14 protein-coding genes are annotated in these 18,407 nt (G+C 47.6%); 11 read left to right on the top strand and 3 right to left on the bottom strand.

Translation table 11 applies throughout. From position 1 onward, the window contains the following. Positions 1–34 precede the first annotated feature (34 nt). Positions 35–529, top strand: a complete 495-nt coding sequence (locus PV783_RS27570; RefSeq protein ID WP_079470457.1) for a YkgJ family cysteine cluster protein — start codon at positions 35–37, stop codon at positions 527–529. 40 nt (positions 530–569) lie between these two features. Here PV783_RS27570 and PV783_RS27565 read toward each other — a convergent pair whose 3' ends face one another. Next, positions 570–1,826: an MFS transporter gene (locus PV783_RS27565; RefSeq protein ID WP_079470456.1), complete on the bottom strand. Its 1,257-nt coding sequence runs from the start codon at positions 1,824–1,826 to the stop codon at positions 570–572. A gap of 141 nt (positions 1,827–1,967) precedes the next feature. Here PV783_RS27565 and PV783_RS27560 point away from each other — a divergent pair, with 141 nt between their 5' ends. Continuing rightward, entirely contained in the window at positions 1,968–3,197 is a 1,230-nt protein-coding gene (locus tag PV783_RS27560; protein ID WP_420990368.1) for a PQQ-dependent sugar dehydrogenase, read from the top strand. Between the two features lie 275 nt (positions 3,198–3,472). Then, positions 3,473–5,593 (top strand): carboxy terminal-processing peptidase, encoded by a 2,121-nt coding sequence (locus tag PV783_RS27555; protein ID WP_079470454.1) that lies wholly within the window; start codon positions 3,473–3,475, stop codon positions 5,591–5,593. Positions 5,594–5,815: 222 nt separating this feature from the next. On the opposite strand, the gene PV783_RS27550 is transcribed toward PV783_RS27555, so the two are convergent. Beyond that, a complete protein-coding gene (locus PV783_RS27550) occupies positions 5,816–7,432 on the bottom strand; it encodes a S41 family peptidase (protein ID WP_420990367.1) in 1,617 nt (538 codons plus the stop codon). Between the two features lie 216 nt (positions 7,433–7,648). Here PV783_RS27550 and PV783_RS27545 point away from each other — a divergent pair, with 216 nt between their 5' ends. The 8 genes from PV783_RS27545 (at position 7,649) to PV783_RS27510 (ending at position 17,533) form a co-directional block, all read left to right on the top strand. Further along, a complete protein-coding gene (locus PV783_RS27545) occupies positions 7,649–8,497 on the top strand; it encodes a BadF/BadG/BcrA/BcrD ATPase family protein (RefSeq protein ID WP_336386753.1) in 849 nt (282 codons plus the stop codon). Between the two features lie 19 nt (positions 8,498–8,516). Further along, a complete protein-coding gene (murQ, locus tag PV783_RS27540) occupies positions 8,517–9,335 on the top strand; it encodes an N-acetylmuramic acid 6-phosphate etherase (RefSeq protein WP_079470451.1) in 819 nt (272 codons plus the stop codon). Between the two features lie 30 nt (positions 9,336–9,365). Then, on the top strand, positions 9,366–9,929 hold the full coding sequence (locus tag PV783_RS27535) for a hypothetical protein (protein WP_079470450.1): 564 nt from the start codon (positions 9,366–9,368) through the stop codon (positions 9,927–9,929). 187 nt (positions 9,930–10,116) lie between these two features. Next, a complete protein-coding gene (locus PV783_RS27530; protein WP_079470449.1) occupies positions 10,117–10,800 on the top strand; it encodes a succinate dehydrogenase cytochrome b subunit in 684 nt (227 codons plus the stop codon). A 19-nt stretch (positions 10,801–10,819) separates the two neighbouring features. Continuing rightward, positions 10,820–12,793 (top strand): fumarate reductase/succinate dehydrogenase flavoprotein subunit, encoded by a 1,974-nt coding sequence (locus tag PV783_RS27525; protein ID WP_420990366.1) that lies wholly within the window; start codon positions 10,820–10,822, stop codon positions 12,791–12,793. A gap of 63 nt (positions 12,794–12,856) precedes the next feature. Then, positions 12,857–13,621 (top strand): succinate dehydrogenase/fumarate reductase iron-sulfur subunit, encoded by a 765-nt coding sequence (locus PV783_RS27520; RefSeq protein WP_079470447.1) that lies wholly within the window; start codon positions 12,857–12,859, stop codon positions 13,619–13,621. 339 nt (positions 13,622–13,960) lie between these two features. Then, positions 13,961–15,346, top strand: coding sequence for a Gfo/Idh/MocA family protein (locus PV783_RS27515; protein ID WP_111577717.1), 1,386 nt, complete (start codon positions 13,961–13,963; stop codon positions 15,344–15,346). Between the two features lie 138 nt (positions 15,347–15,484). Then, positions 15,485–17,533: a S9 family peptidase gene (locus tag PV783_RS27510; RefSeq protein ID WP_420990365.1), complete on the top strand. Its 2,049-nt coding sequence runs from the start codon at positions 15,485–15,487 to the stop codon at positions 17,531–17,533. Between the two features lie 54 nt (positions 17,534–17,587). Here PV783_RS27510 and murI read toward each other — a convergent pair whose 3' ends face one another. Continuing rightward, the gene (gene murI / locus PV783_RS27505) at positions 17,588–18,406 is read right to left on the bottom strand and encodes a glutamate racemase (RefSeq protein ID WP_079470444.1); all 819 of its coding nucleotides are present in this window, start codon (positions 18,404–18,406) and stop codon (positions 17,588–17,590) included. Position 18,407 lies beyond the last annotated feature (1 nt).

Below are 18,407 nucleotides of genomic sequence, written 5' to 3'. Positions count from 1 at the left end.
TTGTCCACAGACTATTTACCTATCTTTGCACCAAATGAGCAAAATATTAGAAGACTGGGAACAGAAGGCCCAGGATAAGCAAAAAGCGAATAAACAGTTCCTCGCAAAACTGCAAACCCGCCGTGGAAAAGGAGTGGAGAAGCTGTTGCCGGATCTGCATGAGGAAGCATTCAGTAAAATCGACTGCCTCCAGTGCGGTAACTGCTGCAAAACCATCAGCCCCCGTTTTAAAGGGCCCGATATCAGGCGCATCTCAAAGCACCTGGGCATGAAGGAAGGCGATTTCATTGAAACCTACCTCCGGCTTGATAAGGATGAAGACTATGTGGTGAAGTTCACGCCGTGCCCCTTCCTGGGCGCCGACAACTACTGCGGCATCTATGATGTACGCCCCGGCGATTGCGCCAACTATCCCTACACAGATAGTTACGACTTTTTTAAACGCCCGAAGATCACCTACGAAAACAGCACCGTTTGCCCGGCTGTTTATTATGTACTGGAAAAGTTAAAAGAAAAGATGGATTTATAGGTAAAGGCGGTTAGCGCTGTTAAAGGCTAACCGCCGCCTGCTAAGGCTTCAGATCCAGCTTGCGCATAGCCGGTGAAATAATGTAAGTGGTGATCACCACGCCCAGCGTAACACATCCTCCAAACACTACCGACGGCACCAAACCCATTGCCCTGGCCATAAAACCGCTTTCAAAGGCCCCCAGCTCATTGGAAGAACCCACAAACATGGAACTTACTGATGCTACCCGCCCGCGCATATCGTCCGGCGTTTTTAACTGCAGGATCGTTTGCCGTATGATTACACTGATACCATCCAGCGCGCCACTGATCAGCAGCGCAAACATCGACAGGTAAAAGCTTGTGGAAAGACCAAACAATATAATGGTTAAACCAAAGCCGAATACCGCCGCCAGCAGCTTGATACCCGGTTTGTTCACCAATGGCTTATGGGCCAGTATAAACATGGTGACCAGCGCACCCACCGCAGGGGCGGAACGCAGCAATCCATAACCCAGGGAACCCACATGCAGTACATCTGTGGCAAATGCCGGTAACATCGCTACCGCACCGCCAAACAACACTGCAAACATATCAAGCGCCATCGCATTCAATACCACTTTGGTTTTCCATACAAACCGCATTCCTTCAGTAAGACCAGTCACAAAACTCTCGCCCTTCGGCTTATAATAAACCGGCTTGGGCTTTATCTTCAGCAAACTGTATAAGGGCGCCAGGAAAATAAATACTACCATCAACATCGACCAGTGTACCCCGAACCAGTGAATGAAAAGCCCGCCCAGCGCAGGTCCCAGCACACCGCCTATCTGCCACGCAGAACTGCTCCACGTAGAGGCGTTGGCGTATAATTCACGCGGCACCAGCAGCGACATCAGGGTAAAGTTAGAAGGACTTGTATAGGCCCGCACAATGCCGCCCAGGAAAACCAGCAGGTAAATGAGGTTAAGCACCCAGTGCTTTGAAACGCCCGCCACTGCACGGTCCCAGGTTAACAGGAATAACCCCGAGCTGATAAAAAGATAAGCAATCACACAATAGAGGAGCATGCCCCGCTTCTCACGTTTGTCTACCATATGCCCGGCAAACGGCGCCAGCAACACGGCAGGAATTACTTCTGCCAAACCTATCAATCCCAGTGAGAAGGGATCTTTTGAAATTTCATATACTTTCCATTCTATAATGGCAAATTGCATGGCCAGCGCAAATACAAGCGCAAAGCGGATTACCAGGTAATAATTGAATTCCGGAAAGCGTAGCGAAGCGTATGGGTCGTTCTTTTTCGGTGCCGTAGTGTCCAACCTGATGAGTTTTTTGCGAAGGTACAAAAATCAGAAACGGCGACGGCAGAATATCAGGCAATCCGCTTCACCGCTCACCACAATCACTTCTTCCTTTCGGCTTTCTGGGTTATATTTATTCTGCATTAATACCGCAGTTCTATGGAAATACATACCCTTATTTTCCGGGCTTTATTACCGGCCATATTCATACAATTTGCCTGTGCGGGCAATAATTCCAATGATGATGGTCCTGAGCCTCCGGCTAATGCGCCCCGGAAAGCGAAGCTGCAGCTGGTAACAGACCAGTTCATATCTCCGGTAAATATGGCCGTGCCCGGGGATGGTACCGGCAGGTTATTTTTCTGTCAGAAAGAAGGGAAAGTATGGATCGTGCAGCAAAACAAGCTGCTTCCCACCCCTTTCCTGGATGTAAGCAGCGATATGATTTCCGTAAATCCGGGATATGATGAACGCGGGCTGTTAGGGATGGCCTTTCACCCCGATTTTAAATCGAATCACAAGTTTTATGTGTACTATAGCTCGCCTGCTAAAAGATCCGGCTTCGATCACACCAGCCGCCTGGTAGAGTTTACCACCACAGCAGGAAATCCAAATGTGGCTAATACCGCCTCCAAAAGGATTGTACTGGAAGTGGATGAACCGGAATCCAATCATAACGGCGGGCAGCTGCAGTTTGGGGCCGATGGCTACCTCTATGTGGGGCTTGGTGATGGCGGCGGTGGCGGTGATAAACATGGCACTATTGGCAACGGCCAGAACCTCAATACTTTACTGGGTAAAATATTAAGAATAAATGTCAATGGAACACCCTATTCTATCCCTCCGGATAATCCTTTCGTTAACCGGCCCGACACCCGGCCTGAAATATGGGCCTATGGCCTTCGCAACCCCTGGCGCTTTTCCTTCGATAAAACCACCAGGATGCTCTTTGCCGGTGACGTAGGACAGAATAAGTATGAAGAAGTAGACATCATCACCAAAGGAGGCAACTACGGCTGGCGCATCCTGGAAGGCACTCATGACTATAACGTGCCTGCGGGTGCGGACAAGTCGGCATTGATTGCACCTATCCACGAATACAGCCACGATGTGGGGATAAGTATCACCGGTGGCTATGTATATCGCGGCAGCGCCATCCCGGCGCTGAAAGGATTATATGTTTTCGGCGATTATAACGGGAAAGCCTTTGTACTCACGCCCAACGGGCAAAAATGGACCAGCGCTCCGCTGGAACTCACCGGTCGCCCGGCAGATAACCTCCAGATCCTCAGCTGGGGAGAGGATGAACAGGGCGAATTATATATGCTTGCCAGCACTTCCGGCAGCAGCGGATTTAAAGGAGCGGTGTATAAGCTGGTGAAAGAATAAAACATTCCAGCCACCTTAATCGTTTACTTCAGGTCCACCTTTCAGGCGGGGTTCCTTCGTGGATGCTTCGTAGATACTTCGTGGATACGTCGACAGCCGGTAACCACACCCTCACAGGTACTGTAGCGGGCGGGAAAAACAACGCTTTTCAGCCATGTATCTCGCCTGGTGCCCGTTTGGCCCAATTTTTTGTTAAAAGGAAATAAATTGCACGACCGACGGGTGATTTTATTTTATATTTGATTTGACAACGTTTAAGTTCAATTGAGATACATATGAGACTGAAAGTGATTATACCGGTTGTGCTGCTTAGCATCTCCGCAGGCGTGTTGGCTTTTAATAAGCTCGGACATAATGACGATCCTCCGGGTCGTTATGAGGTGATCATGAACCTGGTGGGGCAGATGCTGAAAGAAGGGCATTATCAACCCAAAGCAATAGATGACAAATTCTCCACCGAAGTTTTTAATAAATACCTGCGTAGCCTGGATACGGAAAAGAAATTTTTCCTGAAAACAGATGTGGATAAACTTATGCCCCTCGCCGTTCATATTGATGATGAACTGAAAGGGGCACCGATCGACTGTTTCCGCAGCATCAACACCCTGATCAAACAACGGGTGGCTGAAGCAGCAGCGATCTACCCTGAAATCCTGTCCAAGCCTTTTGATTTCACCGTAGATGAAAAGGTAACACTGGACCCGGATAAAGTGGATTTTCCTGCAGATGAAAATGCCCGTAAAGAAGCCTGGCGCAAAGTATTGAAATACCGTACGCTGGAAAAACTGACCGATCTCCAGGAAATGAGAGAAAAAGATAAGGGGAAAGACAGCATTAAAACCAAAACCGATGTGGAACTGGAAGCAGAAGCCCGCGTAAAGGTGAAACAACTGTACGACCGTTATTTTGAACGTCTGAAAAACAGGCAGAACGATAATGACCGCTTTAACCTCTATGTGAATGCGATCACCACTACCATGGATCCGCATACCGACTACTTCCCGCCGGATGAAAAACGTGCGTTCGAAGAACAGATGGCCGGTAAATTCTTTGGTATCGGCGCACAGCTGAAAGAAGAAGGCGACAAAATCCGCGTGGTAAGCATCGTTACCGGAAGCCCGAGCTGGAAACAGGGACAACTGAAAGCCAACGACGTGATCCAGAAAGTTGCACAGGGAAATACTGAACCAGTGGATATTACCGGTTACCCCGTAGAAGATGCGGTGAAACTGATCCGTGGTAAAAAAGGTACTCCCGTAAAACTGACCGTAAGAAGCGTGGACGGTACTACTAAAGATATCACCATCATCCGTGATGAAATTGTTACCGAAGAAACATTCGCCAAATCAGCGATCATCAACGGACAACATAAAATAGGCTACATCTACCTGCCGGAATTCTATGCCGACTTCAACGACCGTAACGGCGCCCGCAGCGCGGAAGACGTTGCCAAAGAGGTAGCCAAGCTGAAAGCAGAGAATGTGGAAGGCATTATCCTTGATCTCCGCTTCAACGGCGGCGGCTCCCTCCAGGATGTAGTGCAGATGGCCGGCCTGTTCATTCCGGAAGGCCCCGTGGTACAGGTACGCTCCCGTGGCGGCGACGCTGTAGTACTGCGCGACCGCGATAAGAATGTACAATACGAAGGACCACTGGCTATCATGGTAAATGAATACAGCGCTTCCGCTTCTGAAATTATGGCCGCAGCCATGCAGGACTACAAACGCGCAGTAATCATCGGCAGCACCCAAACATTTGGTAAAGGCACGGTACAGCGTCTCTTCAACCTGGATGATTTCTACCCGGTAAAAGACGGTGGCAGCCTCGGCGCACTGAAACTTACCCAGCAGAAATTTTACCGTGCAAATGGAGGTTCTACCCAGCTGAAAGGCGTGGCTTCAGATATTGTATTGCCTGATCCATACTACGAAGTAGCTGAACGTAAAGATTCCGATGCACTGGCATGGGATGAAATCCCCCGCGCAAGCTTCACCGCATGGTATAACCCGGTAAATGCAGAATCTCTGAAAAAGAACAGCGAAAAAAGAATGGCTTCCAGCGCAGCTTTCAAATTGCTCAACGAAAACCTGAACACTTTAAAGAAACTGGAAAAACAGGAAACTTATTCCCTGAACCTGCAGACGTATAAAACAGAACAAAAAACAAATACCGCTGCACTCAAAAAATATGATGCAGTAAATGATAAAGTAAAAGAACTCAATATCATAAACATCAAATCTGATATGGAGAAATTTGGCAACGATTCTTCCAAGATAGCCCGTAACAAGGACTGGATCAGGATCAGAACCAAAGACATCTATCTCGATGAAGCAGTGAACGTAATGAATGACCTGATCGTTCAGTCATTGCCTAAGATGCAGCGTAAAAACCAGTAGCAGGATCGCCTCCGGCGATGGAAATTGTCTTGGAGCAGGATTACGCTGATTATACTGATTTATTGGATTTAATCATATTCGATTTTAAAGATTAAGGGAGATAAAAGTGAATATCCACTTCTATCTCCCTTAATCATTTATAAAACTCAGAAAGTAAAAATCAAGCTAATCAATATAATCAGCGTAATCCTGCTCCAAGACAATTTCCATCGCCGAAGGCGATCACTGTGATGCTCCCTTTTCCTTGCTCACTACTTCCAGCGCTTTCTTTACCATAGGATCTTCTGCATTGATGGCCTCATAGAAACCTTCTGTTCTGTACAGCTGGCGTGCCAGCATGGCTTTGAGCCTTGTGCGGATTTCTGTTTCGTCACGGGCAGTAAGATGATCCAGGCCAGGTACGCTGTCTTTTTTAGCGTATGCTTTAAAGTCGCTGATCAGTTCAGGCGTAGTCTGGAAGTTTTTGGTGAAAGCCTCTGCGTTCGTATAAGATTTGAAAATTTCCCTGTGCGTGGTATAATACTGATACGCAAAGTTGCTGAACGTATTGCGGGTATAAATAGCGGTTAAAGTAGGAGTAAAACGGGAAGTATCAAACGGAATGAAGATATCCGGTGTAATACCGCCACCGCCGTAAACAGGGCGGCCTGCTGCTGTTTTATAAAGCACGGTATCGGTTATTTTGATACTGTCTTTATTCACCATTTCCCCATGGTGGTATCGTTCAATGATGTCGTCATCATAATCATCATGTCCTTTTCCATAAGGCTTCTGGATACTTCTGCCGGAAGGAATATAGTAGCGGGCTACCGTAAGACGCAGCGCGCCTCCGTTGTCCAGGTCGTACTGTTCCTGTACCAGGCCCTTGCCAAAAGTGCGGCGGCCAATAACGGTGCCACGGTCCCAGTCCTGTATGGCGCCTGCAAGGATTTCACTGGCGGAAGCAGAGCCTTCGTCCGTAAGTACGGCGAGGGCGCCTCTTTCAAAAAGACCCGGCCGTTTCGTTTTATAATCGGTGCGGGGGAAGTCTTTCCCCTTCGTGTATACAATCAGTTTCTGGTCGTCGATGAGTTCATCGGCAATGCGGGTGGCTGCATCCAGGTAACCGCCGGGGTTCTGCCGGAGGTCAATTACCAGTTTCTGCATGCCTTGTTTTTCCAGCTGACGGATGGCTTTCATAAACTCATCGTAGGTAGTGGCGGAAAATTTGCTGATCTTGATATAACCTACGCCAGGAGCTGCCATGTAGCTGGCATCTATACTATACAAAGGAATAACGCCTCTCTTGATGGGAATGGTGATCTTTTTATCCTGTCTTAATACAATGGTGTTCACGGTGGAACCGGCAGGGCCTCTCAGCAGTTTGCGGATCTTTTCCGGTGTAATGCTGTTGCCGGCTACCAGGCTGTCGTTCACTTTCAGGATCTTATCACCGGTTTGTACGCCTGCGGTTTCAGACGGGCCGCCGCTCAGCACACTCACCACGTTCACCGTATCGGCAGTGATATTGAATTCTACCCCGATCCCTTCAAAGTTACCTTCCATATCTTCATTTACCCGTTGCAGTTCAGAAGGTGGTATATATATGGAGTGAGGATCCAGGTGGGTCAGTAACCCTTCTATGGCTTCCTGCTGTAAATCATCTGTATTAAGTGAATCTACATATTTCGCTTTGATCAGGTCCATCACTTCCTGTAACGGGCCCCTGTTGGGTTTGGTAAAAAATACAGTGGCCCCTCCGTTGTTCGATCCAGGCATTTTATGTCCGAGGAACATTCCCAGGGCTAATACAACTGCAAAGAGAAGAGGTAAAAAAACATTCAACTTCCTGTTAGACATAATCAGATTATTATCCCGCTAATTTATATGACCAATCTTTGTATCCATGTAGCAAAAGCACCTGGCGGAAAGCAATCTGCTGCATACATGTATCATCATCACTTAAACTTAAAGGGGCCATTTGTTTTTATGAACCCCTTTTGTTTAAATTGTGACAAAAATAGCATAAATCGGGTGCAAACTTTTAGGATTCTTAAATTTCATAAATAACCGGATATGGGTGCTGGAATAAAGTTAATTGCTGACAGCGGATCTACGAAGACGGAATGGGGCTTGCTCGGCGCGGCGGAACCGCTGATATTGAAAACGCAGGGCGTGAGTCCGTATTTTCAATCTGCGGAGCAGATCAAGGCCATTTTCGAAAAGGAACTGGTACCACAGTTACCTGCCGGCCAACCGGTAACAGCAATATATTTTTATGGAACGGGCCTGTCGCAGCCAAAGAACCTGCAGCTGGTATCCGATGCTATAAAGGCGGTATGGCCTGCTGCTGCATTTGATGTACAGCACGACCTTATGGGGGCTGCCCGCGCACTTTGCGGCGCACAGGAAGGCGTGGTAAGCATTTTAGGTACCGGCTCCAATTCCTGTTACTATGATGGGAAAGAAGTGGTGAAGAACAATCCGGGCCTGGGTTATATCCTCGGCGATGAAGGCAGTGGCGCCTACCTGGGGCGTAAAGTGCTCCAGTATTACCTTTACCATAGTTTTGATGCCGACCTGCACGCCCGCTTTGAATATAAGTACCATACCAATAAAGATGAGATCCTGGAAAACGTATACCGCAAGCCGTTAGCCAACCGCTACCTGGCCGGGTTTACAGAGTTTCTGTCGGAGAACCGCGAGCACTACATGATCCAGAACATCCTGGAAGACGGGCTGAACGACTTCTTCTTTAATCATATTTATAAATACAGGGAAAGCTGGACCACCGCACTACACTTTACCGGTGGGGTTGCCTGGCACTTCCGAGACATCATCAGTGAATTGTGCGAACTCTATGAATTGCCAATGGGCAAAGTGCTGCGCACGCCAATGGAAGGTTTGCTGGAATATCATCGTTAATCATTTTTAACCATTCAATATGTCATTTGTAAAAGTAACGGAACAGGCTTCACACTATCGTCACCTCGAAAAGATGAGCGTGCAGGAGCTGCTGACGAACATGAACAAAGAAGATCAGACCGTTCCGTTAGCCGTGGAAAAAGCGATCCCGCAAATAGAAAAACTGGTGACCGCCGTAGCAGATAAAATGCTGGCAGGTGGCCGCCTGTTTTATATGGGAGCCGGTACCAGCGGACGTTTAGGTGTGGTAGACGCCTCGGAATGCCCGCCTACTTTTGGCGTGCCGCAGGGACTGGTGGTAGGATTGATTGCCGGCGGCGATACGGCTATACGTAAAGCCGTGGAGTTTGCGGAAGACAGCCGCACACAGGGCTGGGAAGATCTGCAGGCGTATAATATAACCGATAAAGATGTGGTGGTGGGAATCGCAGCCAGCGGCACCACGCCTTATGTAATAGGCGCCCTCAATGAATGCCGTAAGCACGGTATTGTAACGGGCAGCATCAGCTGTAACCCGGATACGCCGGTATCTGCGGCGGCCGACTTCCCCGTGGAGGTAGTGGTAGGACCGGAGTTTGTAACGGGCAGCACACGCCTGAAAAGCGGCACTGCGCAGAAGCTGGTGCTGAATATGCTGTCTACCGCCGTGATGATCCAGCTCGGCAGGGTAGAAGATAACAAAATGGTGAACATGCAGCTCAGTAACGAAAAGCTGGTAGACCGCGGCGTGAAAATGCTCATGGAACAATTGTCACTCACCGATTACGAACAGGCGCAACAACTGCTGTTAAAGGCCGGCAGCGTGAAAAAGGCAGTGGACGATTTTACCGGAAAATGATTTTAAAACTTTTGTACCCAGCAACCAGGTATGCATAACATAGAGCCATATTACAACTGGCGGCATTTGTACACCGCCGAAGAAGATGAGTACTCTCCGTTTTATGGAAGGGAATACAGTGAGTTTGAATATTCCAATTCGGTGTATAACTATTATATACATCCACAGTGGGATGAATTTGGCTCACGCAACCTGTACATGAAAATTCTCTTCATAGATTACCAGTTTAACTTCGCCATCATAGAATTACTGGGAGAATGGAATGATGCGATTGATAACGACATCATGACTATGAAGCGCAACATCATCGATACCCTCATCGCACAAGGCATCACAAAATATATTCTCATCACGGAAAATGTAATGAACTTCCATTCTTCCGATGATTGTTATTATGAAGAATGGTGGGAAGATATCCGCGATGAAGGCGGCTGGATCGTAAGCCTCAACATGCCAATACAAACCCGCGAAGAGTTTGAGAGAGCACGTTTGCACTACTATGTTCACCTGCTCGATGATGATAAATGGCGTACCTATCAACCATTACACCTGTTTAATATGGTGGATAATATCATGTTAAAACGGCTGGAATAATATTAATTTTCATTACAAAATGAAAGATATTATGCGTGTTTAGATGATTATAAATGCGTAATGAATGTGAATAATAATATATGCGTATGAAAACCTGATAAATATCATTTGGTTTTTATTTTTCCTGCGTTAAATTTGCCCGACATTTCAAACATCTTTTTATACTAGGAAGCTTAGAATTTTACTTATGAAGTGGTCACAGTTCTTTAATACCTCTATCGGTAAGAAGTTATTGGTAGGTGCTACCGGCTTGTTTCTTTGCAGTTTTGTTATTGTACACCTGGCAGGTAATTTCCAGCTGTTGTACAACGACGAAGGCAAGGCCTTTAACGCATACGCTGCGTTTATGGGACACAACAGCCTGATTCAGTTTATTGCCTGGGGGCTGAAAATTGTGATCCTGCTGCACGCGTTTATTGCGCTCCAGCTCACATTCAGCAACAGAGCAGCCCGTCCGGTGAAATACGCCGTGAACCCGGGTAATCAGACATCTTCCTGGTTCAGTCGTCAGATGGCCATTATGGGAAGTATCCTCTTAATCTTCATCGTTATCCACCTGGTTAACTTCTGGGGGAAATTCCACTACACGGAGATGCCCACCCGCACTTATGAAGGCAGCATTGAACCGCTGAAAGACCTGTATGCTTTATCTTATGAAACCTTCAAGAATGGCTGGCTGGTAGCATTGTACGTGATCGGTATGATCGGTCTGTCTTTCCACCTGATCCACGGCTTTAAAAGCGCCTGTCAGACCTTTGGTTTAAATCATAAAAAATACAACGGCTTACTCAGCTTCATTGGCATATGGTTGTTTGGTATCGCAATTCCTATCGGTTTTGCTATCATCCCCGTTGTAATCTATTTCAAATAATTCTGTAAAGTAAGGATATATGTTTGACGCAAAAATTCCTGCCGGACCATTAAATTCCAAATGGGAAGACTATAAAGGACACTGTAAACTGGTGAACCCTGCCAATAAGCGCAACCTGGAAGTAATTATCATTGGTACTGGTTTGGCCGGCGCTTCAGCAGCGGCTTCATTAGGAGAGTTGGGATATAAAGTAAAAGCATTCTGCTTTCAGGATAGTCCGCGCCGCGCACACAGTATTGCTGCCCAGGGTGGTATCAATGCGGCAAAAAATTATCAGAATGACGGTGACTCTGTTTTCCGCTTATTCTACGACACAGTAAAAGGTGGTGACTACCGCGCCCGTGAAGCCAACGTACACCGTTTGGCAGAAGTGAGCGGTAATATTATAGATCAGTGCGTGGCACAGGGTGTTCCCTTTGCACGTGAATATGGTGGCCTGTTAAGTAACCGCTCTTTTGGTGGTACACAGGTACAGCGTACTTTTTATGCCGCCGGTCAAACCGGTCAGCAGTTGCTCCTCGGCGCTTACTCCGCACTGGAACGCCAGGTAGCACTGGGTAACGTGAAAATGTATAACCGCCACGAAATGCTCGACATCGTGAAAATCGATGGTAAAGCACGCGGTATCATTGCACGTAACCTGATCACCGGCGAACTGGAACGCCACTTCGGTCATGCCGTGCTGATCTGCAGCGGTGGTTATGGCAACGTGTTCTACCTGTCTACCAACGCAATGGGTTCTAACGTAACTGCCGCCTGGAAAGCTACCAAGAACGGCGCTTACTTCGCTAACCCCTGCTTCACACAGATCCATCCTACCTGTATCCCGGTTTCCGGCGATCACCAGTCGAAACTGACCCTCATGTCAGAATCACTGCGTAACGATGGCCGTATCTGGGTACCCAAAAAACAAAACGATACCCGCAAAGCCAGTGAGATCCCCGAAGAAGAAAGGGATTACTACCTGGAAAGAAGATATCCTGCATTCGGTAACCTCGTTCCCCGCGACGTGGCTTCCCGTGCAGCAAAAGAAAGATGCGATGCCGGTTATGGCGTAGGTACTTCCAAACAGGCAGTATACCTCGACTTTGCCGCAGCCATCGAACGTTATGGTAATATTGAAGTGGGTAAACGCCAGCTCTCCAATATCTCCAAAGAAGAAATTATTAAACTGGGTAAAGAAGTAGTAGCCGAGAAATATGGTAACCTGTTCGACATGTACGCCAAAATCACCGGTGAAAATCCTTACGAACTGCCCATGCGTATCTATCCTGCGGTACACTACACAATGGGTGGCCTCTGGGTGGATTACGAACTGGGTACTACCGTTCCCGGCTTATATTCCCTGGGAGAAGCAAACTTCTCTGATCACGGCGCTAACCGCCTCGGTGCATCTGCACTGATGCAGGGCCTGGCAGATGGTTACTTCGTGATTCCTTACACCGTTGGTAACTACCTGGCAGATGAAATCCGCACAAAGGCAATCCCTACCGACCACCCTGCTTTCGTAGAGGCAGAAAATAAAGTGAGGGAAACCATCAATAAGTTCATCAACATCAAAGGCACCAAATCTGTCGATTTCTTCCACAAGAAACTGGGTAAGATCATGTGGGACAAATGCGGTATGGCGCGTAATGAAAAGGGCCTGAAAGAAGCGATCGAAGAAATTAAAGCGCTGCGTGCTGAGTTCTGGAAAGATGTTCGCGTTCCCGGTGAAGCCAATGAATTCAACCCCGAACTGGAAAAAGCCGGTCGCGTGGCCGACTTCCTGGAACTGGGCGAATTAATGTGCATCGATGCGTTGAACCGCCGCGAATCCTGTGGTGGCCACTTCCGCGAAGAATCACAAACAGATGAAGGGGAAGCAAAACGTGACGACGAAAACTTCAGCTACGTATCTGCATGGGAATACAAAGGCGATGGCCAGTATGAACTGCACAAAGAACCGCTGGAATTCGTTGAATGTAAACCAACACAGCGTAGCTACAAATAATGGTTATTGGTAAACTGTTTAACGGTTAGCCAGGATTATAAATCAAATAATTGTCCAAGGTATATGGAACATTATAACATGAACCTCACATTAAAAGTGTGGAGGCAGAAAAACAAAAACGATCAGGGTAGATTTGAAACATTACAGGCAAAAAACATTTCTTCTGAAATGTCTTTCCTGGAAATGTTTGATGTAGTGAATGAAGAGCTGATCAATGAAGGCAAAGAACCAATAGCATTTGACCACGACTGCCGCGAAGGTATCTGCGGTATGTGCTCCATGCATATCAACGGCCGCGCACACGGTCCGTGGGATGGTACTACTACCTGCCAGCTGCACATGCGCGCTTTCAAAGATGGCGATACCATTACGGTAGAACCCTGGAGAGCAGGCGCATTCCCGGTGATTAAAGATCTGACAGTAGACAGATCCGCTTTCGACCGCATCATTGAAGCAGGTGGTTATATTTCCGTAAATACAGGTAACGCACAGGATGCGAACTGTTTACCGGTAGATAAAAACAAAGCTGACCTGGCTTTTGCGGCTGCTGCCTGTATCGGTTGCGGCGCCTGCGTAGCAGCTTGTAAGAACTCTTCTGCCATGCTGTTCGTATCTGCAAAAGTTTCCCAGCTGGCATTGCTGCCACAGGGCCAGCCAGAAAAACAATCCCGCGCCCTCAACATGGTTGCGCAAATGGATAAGGAAGGTTTTGGTAGCTGTACCAATACCGGCGCCTGCGAAGCTGAATGCCCGAAAGAAATTTCCCTCACCAATATCGCCCGCCTCAACCGGGAGTTTATTGGCGCAGGATTTTCTTCCGAGAAATAGCGGAGTTTGTCTTACTCAGGATTAAACTGATTAAGCGGATTACATTGATTTTTTCTTTTATGATATTAGGGAGATGAGAATGGAATATCCATTCTTATCTCCTTTCTTTTTTTTATTTGTTCTCCCAAAAAGTAGAAATCTTCCAAAAAAATCCCAAAACCAATATCATCTCCCCCAATCATTTACAAAATCCCCCAAAATAAAATCAATCTAATCAGCTTAATCAGTTTAATCCTGAGTAAGACAACCTCCGCACCCTCCGCTCATCCATCGAACTTTATCTTTCTAAATTTTTTTACTATCATGTGTTTTTTCCACGCAATGTAAAACAGAGAACATATGTCAGAACAATCACGCAGAAAGTTTATCAAACACATCGGCAGCACTGCCGCACTGCTCGGAATAGGCCAGCTGGCGGCCCTCGCAAAAGAAAAGGAACACGTAGAAATATTACAGCCTGAAAAAAGGATCGCTCCGAACGACAAAATCCGGATCGCCTGTGTAGGAATGGGCATCATGGGATTCGGGGATGTGGAAACCGCCATCAAAGTGCCGGGAGTGGAATTTGTGGGCGCTGCTGATCTGTACACCGGCCACCTTACCAAAGTGAAAGACGTATTCGGTCCGCAGGTATACACCACCCGCGACTACCGCGAACTACTGAAACGAAAAGATATAGACGCCATCATAGTAGCTACACCCGACCACTGGCACGATACCATTGCCATTGCCGCAATGGAAGCCGGTAAAGCCGTGTATTGTGAAAAGCCGATGGTACAGCAGATAGAAGAAGGGCATAAAGTAATTGCCGCACAGCAACGCACCAAAGCCGTTTTCCAGGTGGGCAGCCAGCGCGTTAGCAGCGTGGCCCTCGCAGAAGCGCGTAAACGTTACCAGGCAGGCGAAATAGGACAACTGAACGTGGTAGAGGCCAGGATGGACCGCCATAGCGCACTCGGCGCCTGGCAATATTCCATCCCGCCGGATGCTTCACCCGCTACCGTAGACTTTGACACCTTCCTGAAAGATACAGCCAAAATGCCTTTCGACCCGGTACGCTTCTTCCGCTGGCGTAATTACCGCGCCTATGGCACCGGTATCCCCGGAGATCTGTTTGTACACCTCATCTCCGGACTGCATTTCATTACCGGGTCGCTCGGTCCCACTTCCATTTACGCCAGCGGCAACCTGGTACAATGGAAAGATGGCCGCGACGTGCCGGATGTGGTAGTAGCCATTTTCGACTACCCCGAAACAAAAGAACATCCCGCCTTCCAGATGACACTCCGCGTGAATTTTGCCGATGGCAGCGGCGGCGGTGAATACACCCGTTTTATTGGTACCGACGGCGTGCTGGAACTGGGCTGGAATGATTTCAAAATCAAAAAACACAAACTGCCGGAAGCGCCGGGCTATGGTGGCTGGGATACCTATAACACGTTTACCAAACAACAACAGGCGCAGTACGTGCAGGAGTATAACGCCAAATACCCTACAGATAAACGGAATACAGTGGAAACCTCCAGCGCTTTTGCTTCTCCCAAAGGATACGACGACCGCCTGGACCACTTCACCAACTTCTTTGAATCCATGCGCTCCGGTAAACCAGTGGTGGAAGATGCCGTATTTGGTCTCCGCGCCGCAGGACCAGCCCTGGTAACAAATGAAAGCTACTTCAGCAAAAAACTGATCAACTGGGACCCGGTGAATATGAAAATAGTGTAAGGAGAATTCGTAATTTGTAATGCTTTTGAGTTAAAACCTTACTATTTAAATCTATCTCCTATGTTTAAAAACTTCCAGGGTAATTGTTGGTTGCTTTTGGGAACGGTGCTTTTGTCTTGTAATCAAAAGAAAAATACTATGAATGACCAGGCCGATATAAAACCTCCTGTAGCGGAAAAGATAGCTAAAGAACTCAGCATCCACGGCGACAAACGGATCGATAATTATTACTGGATGAACAACCGGGAAGATCCGAAAGTACTGTCCTGGCTGAACGCAGAAAACGCCTACCTCGACACTATCCTGTCGCCCGAAAAAAAGCTCCGCGAAAAACTCTTCACCGAGATGAAATCCCGGATCAAGGAAACAGATATGAGTGTACCCTATCTTAAAAACGGTTATTATTACTATACCCGTTATGAAGAAGGGAAAGAGTACCCCGTGCATTGCCGTAAGAAAGGGAGCCTGGAAGCGCCGGAAGAGGTGATCCTGAACGTAAACGAACTGGCTGCAGGCCACGCCTATTGCCAGGTAGCGGGATTGAGTGTAAGTCCCGATGCGAAATTACTCGCCTACGGAATAGATACGGTAAGCCGCAGACGTTATATCATCCGGATCAAAAACCTGGAAACAAACGAACTGCTGAAAGACGAAATCCATGAAACCACCGCCGGCAGCACCTGGGCCAGTGATAATAAAACCCTGTTCTATTCCCGCAAAGATACCGTTACCCTCCGGGCCGATCGTATCATGCGGCACTCACTGGGCGTTGCAACCGACAAGGAAGTGTATCATGAAGCCGATGAAACGTTTAATGTAGAGGTATCCAAAACAAAATCCGGTAAGTATATTATTATCAACAGCGAAAGTACGTTGTCGTCTGAAAGCAGGATCCTGGATGCGGCCAAACCCAATGAAGAATTCCGCATTTTCCACCCGCGTGAAAAAGAGATGCTGTACCACGTGGATCACCGTGATGATAAATTCTACATTACCACCAACTGGAATGCACTCAACTTCCGACTGATGGAAACCGCGCTGGATAAAACTTCCCGGCAAAACTGGAAAGAGCTGATCCCCAACCGCAGCGATGTATTGCTGGAAGGAGTGGAGCTGTTTAAAGAGTATACGGTATTGGAAGAAAGAAAAGGCGGTTTAACGCATATCCGGATCATCAACGACAAAACCCATACGGAAAAATACCTGCCCTTTTCAGAAACCGCATACACTGCTTCCGTTAGCAGTAACCCGGAAATGGACAGCAAAGAACTGCGGTATAACTATACTTCCATGATCACGCCCAACTCTGTGTATGATTACAACATGGAAACAGGCGCCAGTGAACTGAAACGCCAGCAGGAAGTACTGGGCGGTTATGATCCGAAAGATTACACCACAGAGAGATTATTTGCTACTGCCACAGATGGTACCAAAATCCCGGTGTCGATTGTGTATAAGAAAACCTTTGAGAAAAATGGCAAGGGCCCGTTATTACTGTATGGATACGGTTCTTACGGCAACAGCATGGATGCTACTTTCAGCTCTACGCGGCTAAGTTTACTGGATCGTGGTTTTGCTTTTGCTATTGCACATATCCGTGGCGGCCAGGAAATGGGGCGGCAGTGGTATGAAGACGGCAAGATGTTTAAAAAGAAAAACACCTTCACCGATTTCATCGCCTGCGCCAAATTCCTGGTACAGCAGCATTACACCGACTCGGCACATCTTTATGCGATGGGCGGCAGTGCAGGTGGCTTGCTGATGGGCGCTGTAGCCAACATGGAGCCTACGTTGTTCAACGGCATTGTAGCACAGGTGCCTTTTGTAGATGTGGTTACCACCATGCTCGATGAAAGTATTCCGCTCACCACCGGTGAGTTTGATGAGTGGGGCAATCCAAAAAATAAAGATTCTTACGATTACATGAAGTCCTATTCTCCTTACGATAATGTGGAGCAGAAGGCATATCCGAATATGCTGGTCACCACCGGGTTGCACGATTCACAGGTACAGTACTGGGAACCGGCCAAGTGGGTGGCGAAGCTAAGGGAAATGAAAACAGATCATCATTTACTGCTGTTGCATACCAATATGGAAGCCGGCCACGGTGGCGCTTCCGGAAGATTTAAAGCACTGGAGGAAGTGGCGCTGGAGTATTCGTTCCTGTTAAAGCTCGAGGGAAAATAAAGAAGAGAAATAAAAATGTAAAGCCTGCCGGTATCATTTGCCGGCAGGCTTTATTTATTTGGTGAGCATCTTTGCAGATGTTACTGTTTTACCGTAAAAGATCTCCGCCATTTTATCAAAAATGGCCGGGTCATCGGTTGTATAAAAAGTACGCTGCTGTTGTTTACTCAACCTGCTTTCCATTTCAGGATGGCGTTTCAGATAATCTTTCAGGCTGTGCGCCACAATTTTTCCCTGCGACAAAACAGTGATACCGCCTGGTAAAAACTGTTTAATCTTTTTCATCAGCAGGGGATAGTGGGTGCAGCCAAGTACCAGGGTATCGATGCCGGGTGAGGGCAGCAATATTTTATCCAGGTACTCTTTTACAAAGTAGTCTGCACCTTCGTTTTCGTGTTCATTATTTTCAATCAGCGGTACCCACATAGGGCAGGCCAGCTGATGTGTTTTTACGTGCGGGAAAAACTTTTGGATTTCCAGCGGGTAAGATTCGGACGATACGGTGCCGTTGGTGGCCAGTATGCCTACTTCACCGGTTTGTGTGATGGTGCCCACCATTTCAGAAGTAGGACGGATCACGCCCAGCACCCGGTTATCAGGGGCTATATTGGGCAGATCTTTTTGCTGAATGGTACGCAGCGCTTTGGCCGAAGCGGTGTTACAGGCAAGTATTACCAGCGGGCAACCCATTGCAAACAGTTTCTGCACACATTCCAGCGTATACGCGTGAATGGTATCAAAGCCACGGTTGCCATAAGGTGCGCGGGCGTTATCGCCCAGGTAGATATAATCGTATTGCGGGAGTTCCGCTACTATTTCTTTGAGTACGGTTAAGCCGCCGTAGCCGGAGTCGAATATGCCTATCGGACCCATG

This window comes from Chitinophaga sp. CC14 (assembly GCF_048957795.1).
Lineage (GTDB): Bacteria > Bacteroidota > Bacteroidia > Chitinophagales > Chitinophagaceae > Chitinophaga > Chitinophaga ginsengisegetis.
Note: the sequence above shows the minus strand (reverse complement) of the source record. Positions and strands in the feature narration are given on the sequence as shown.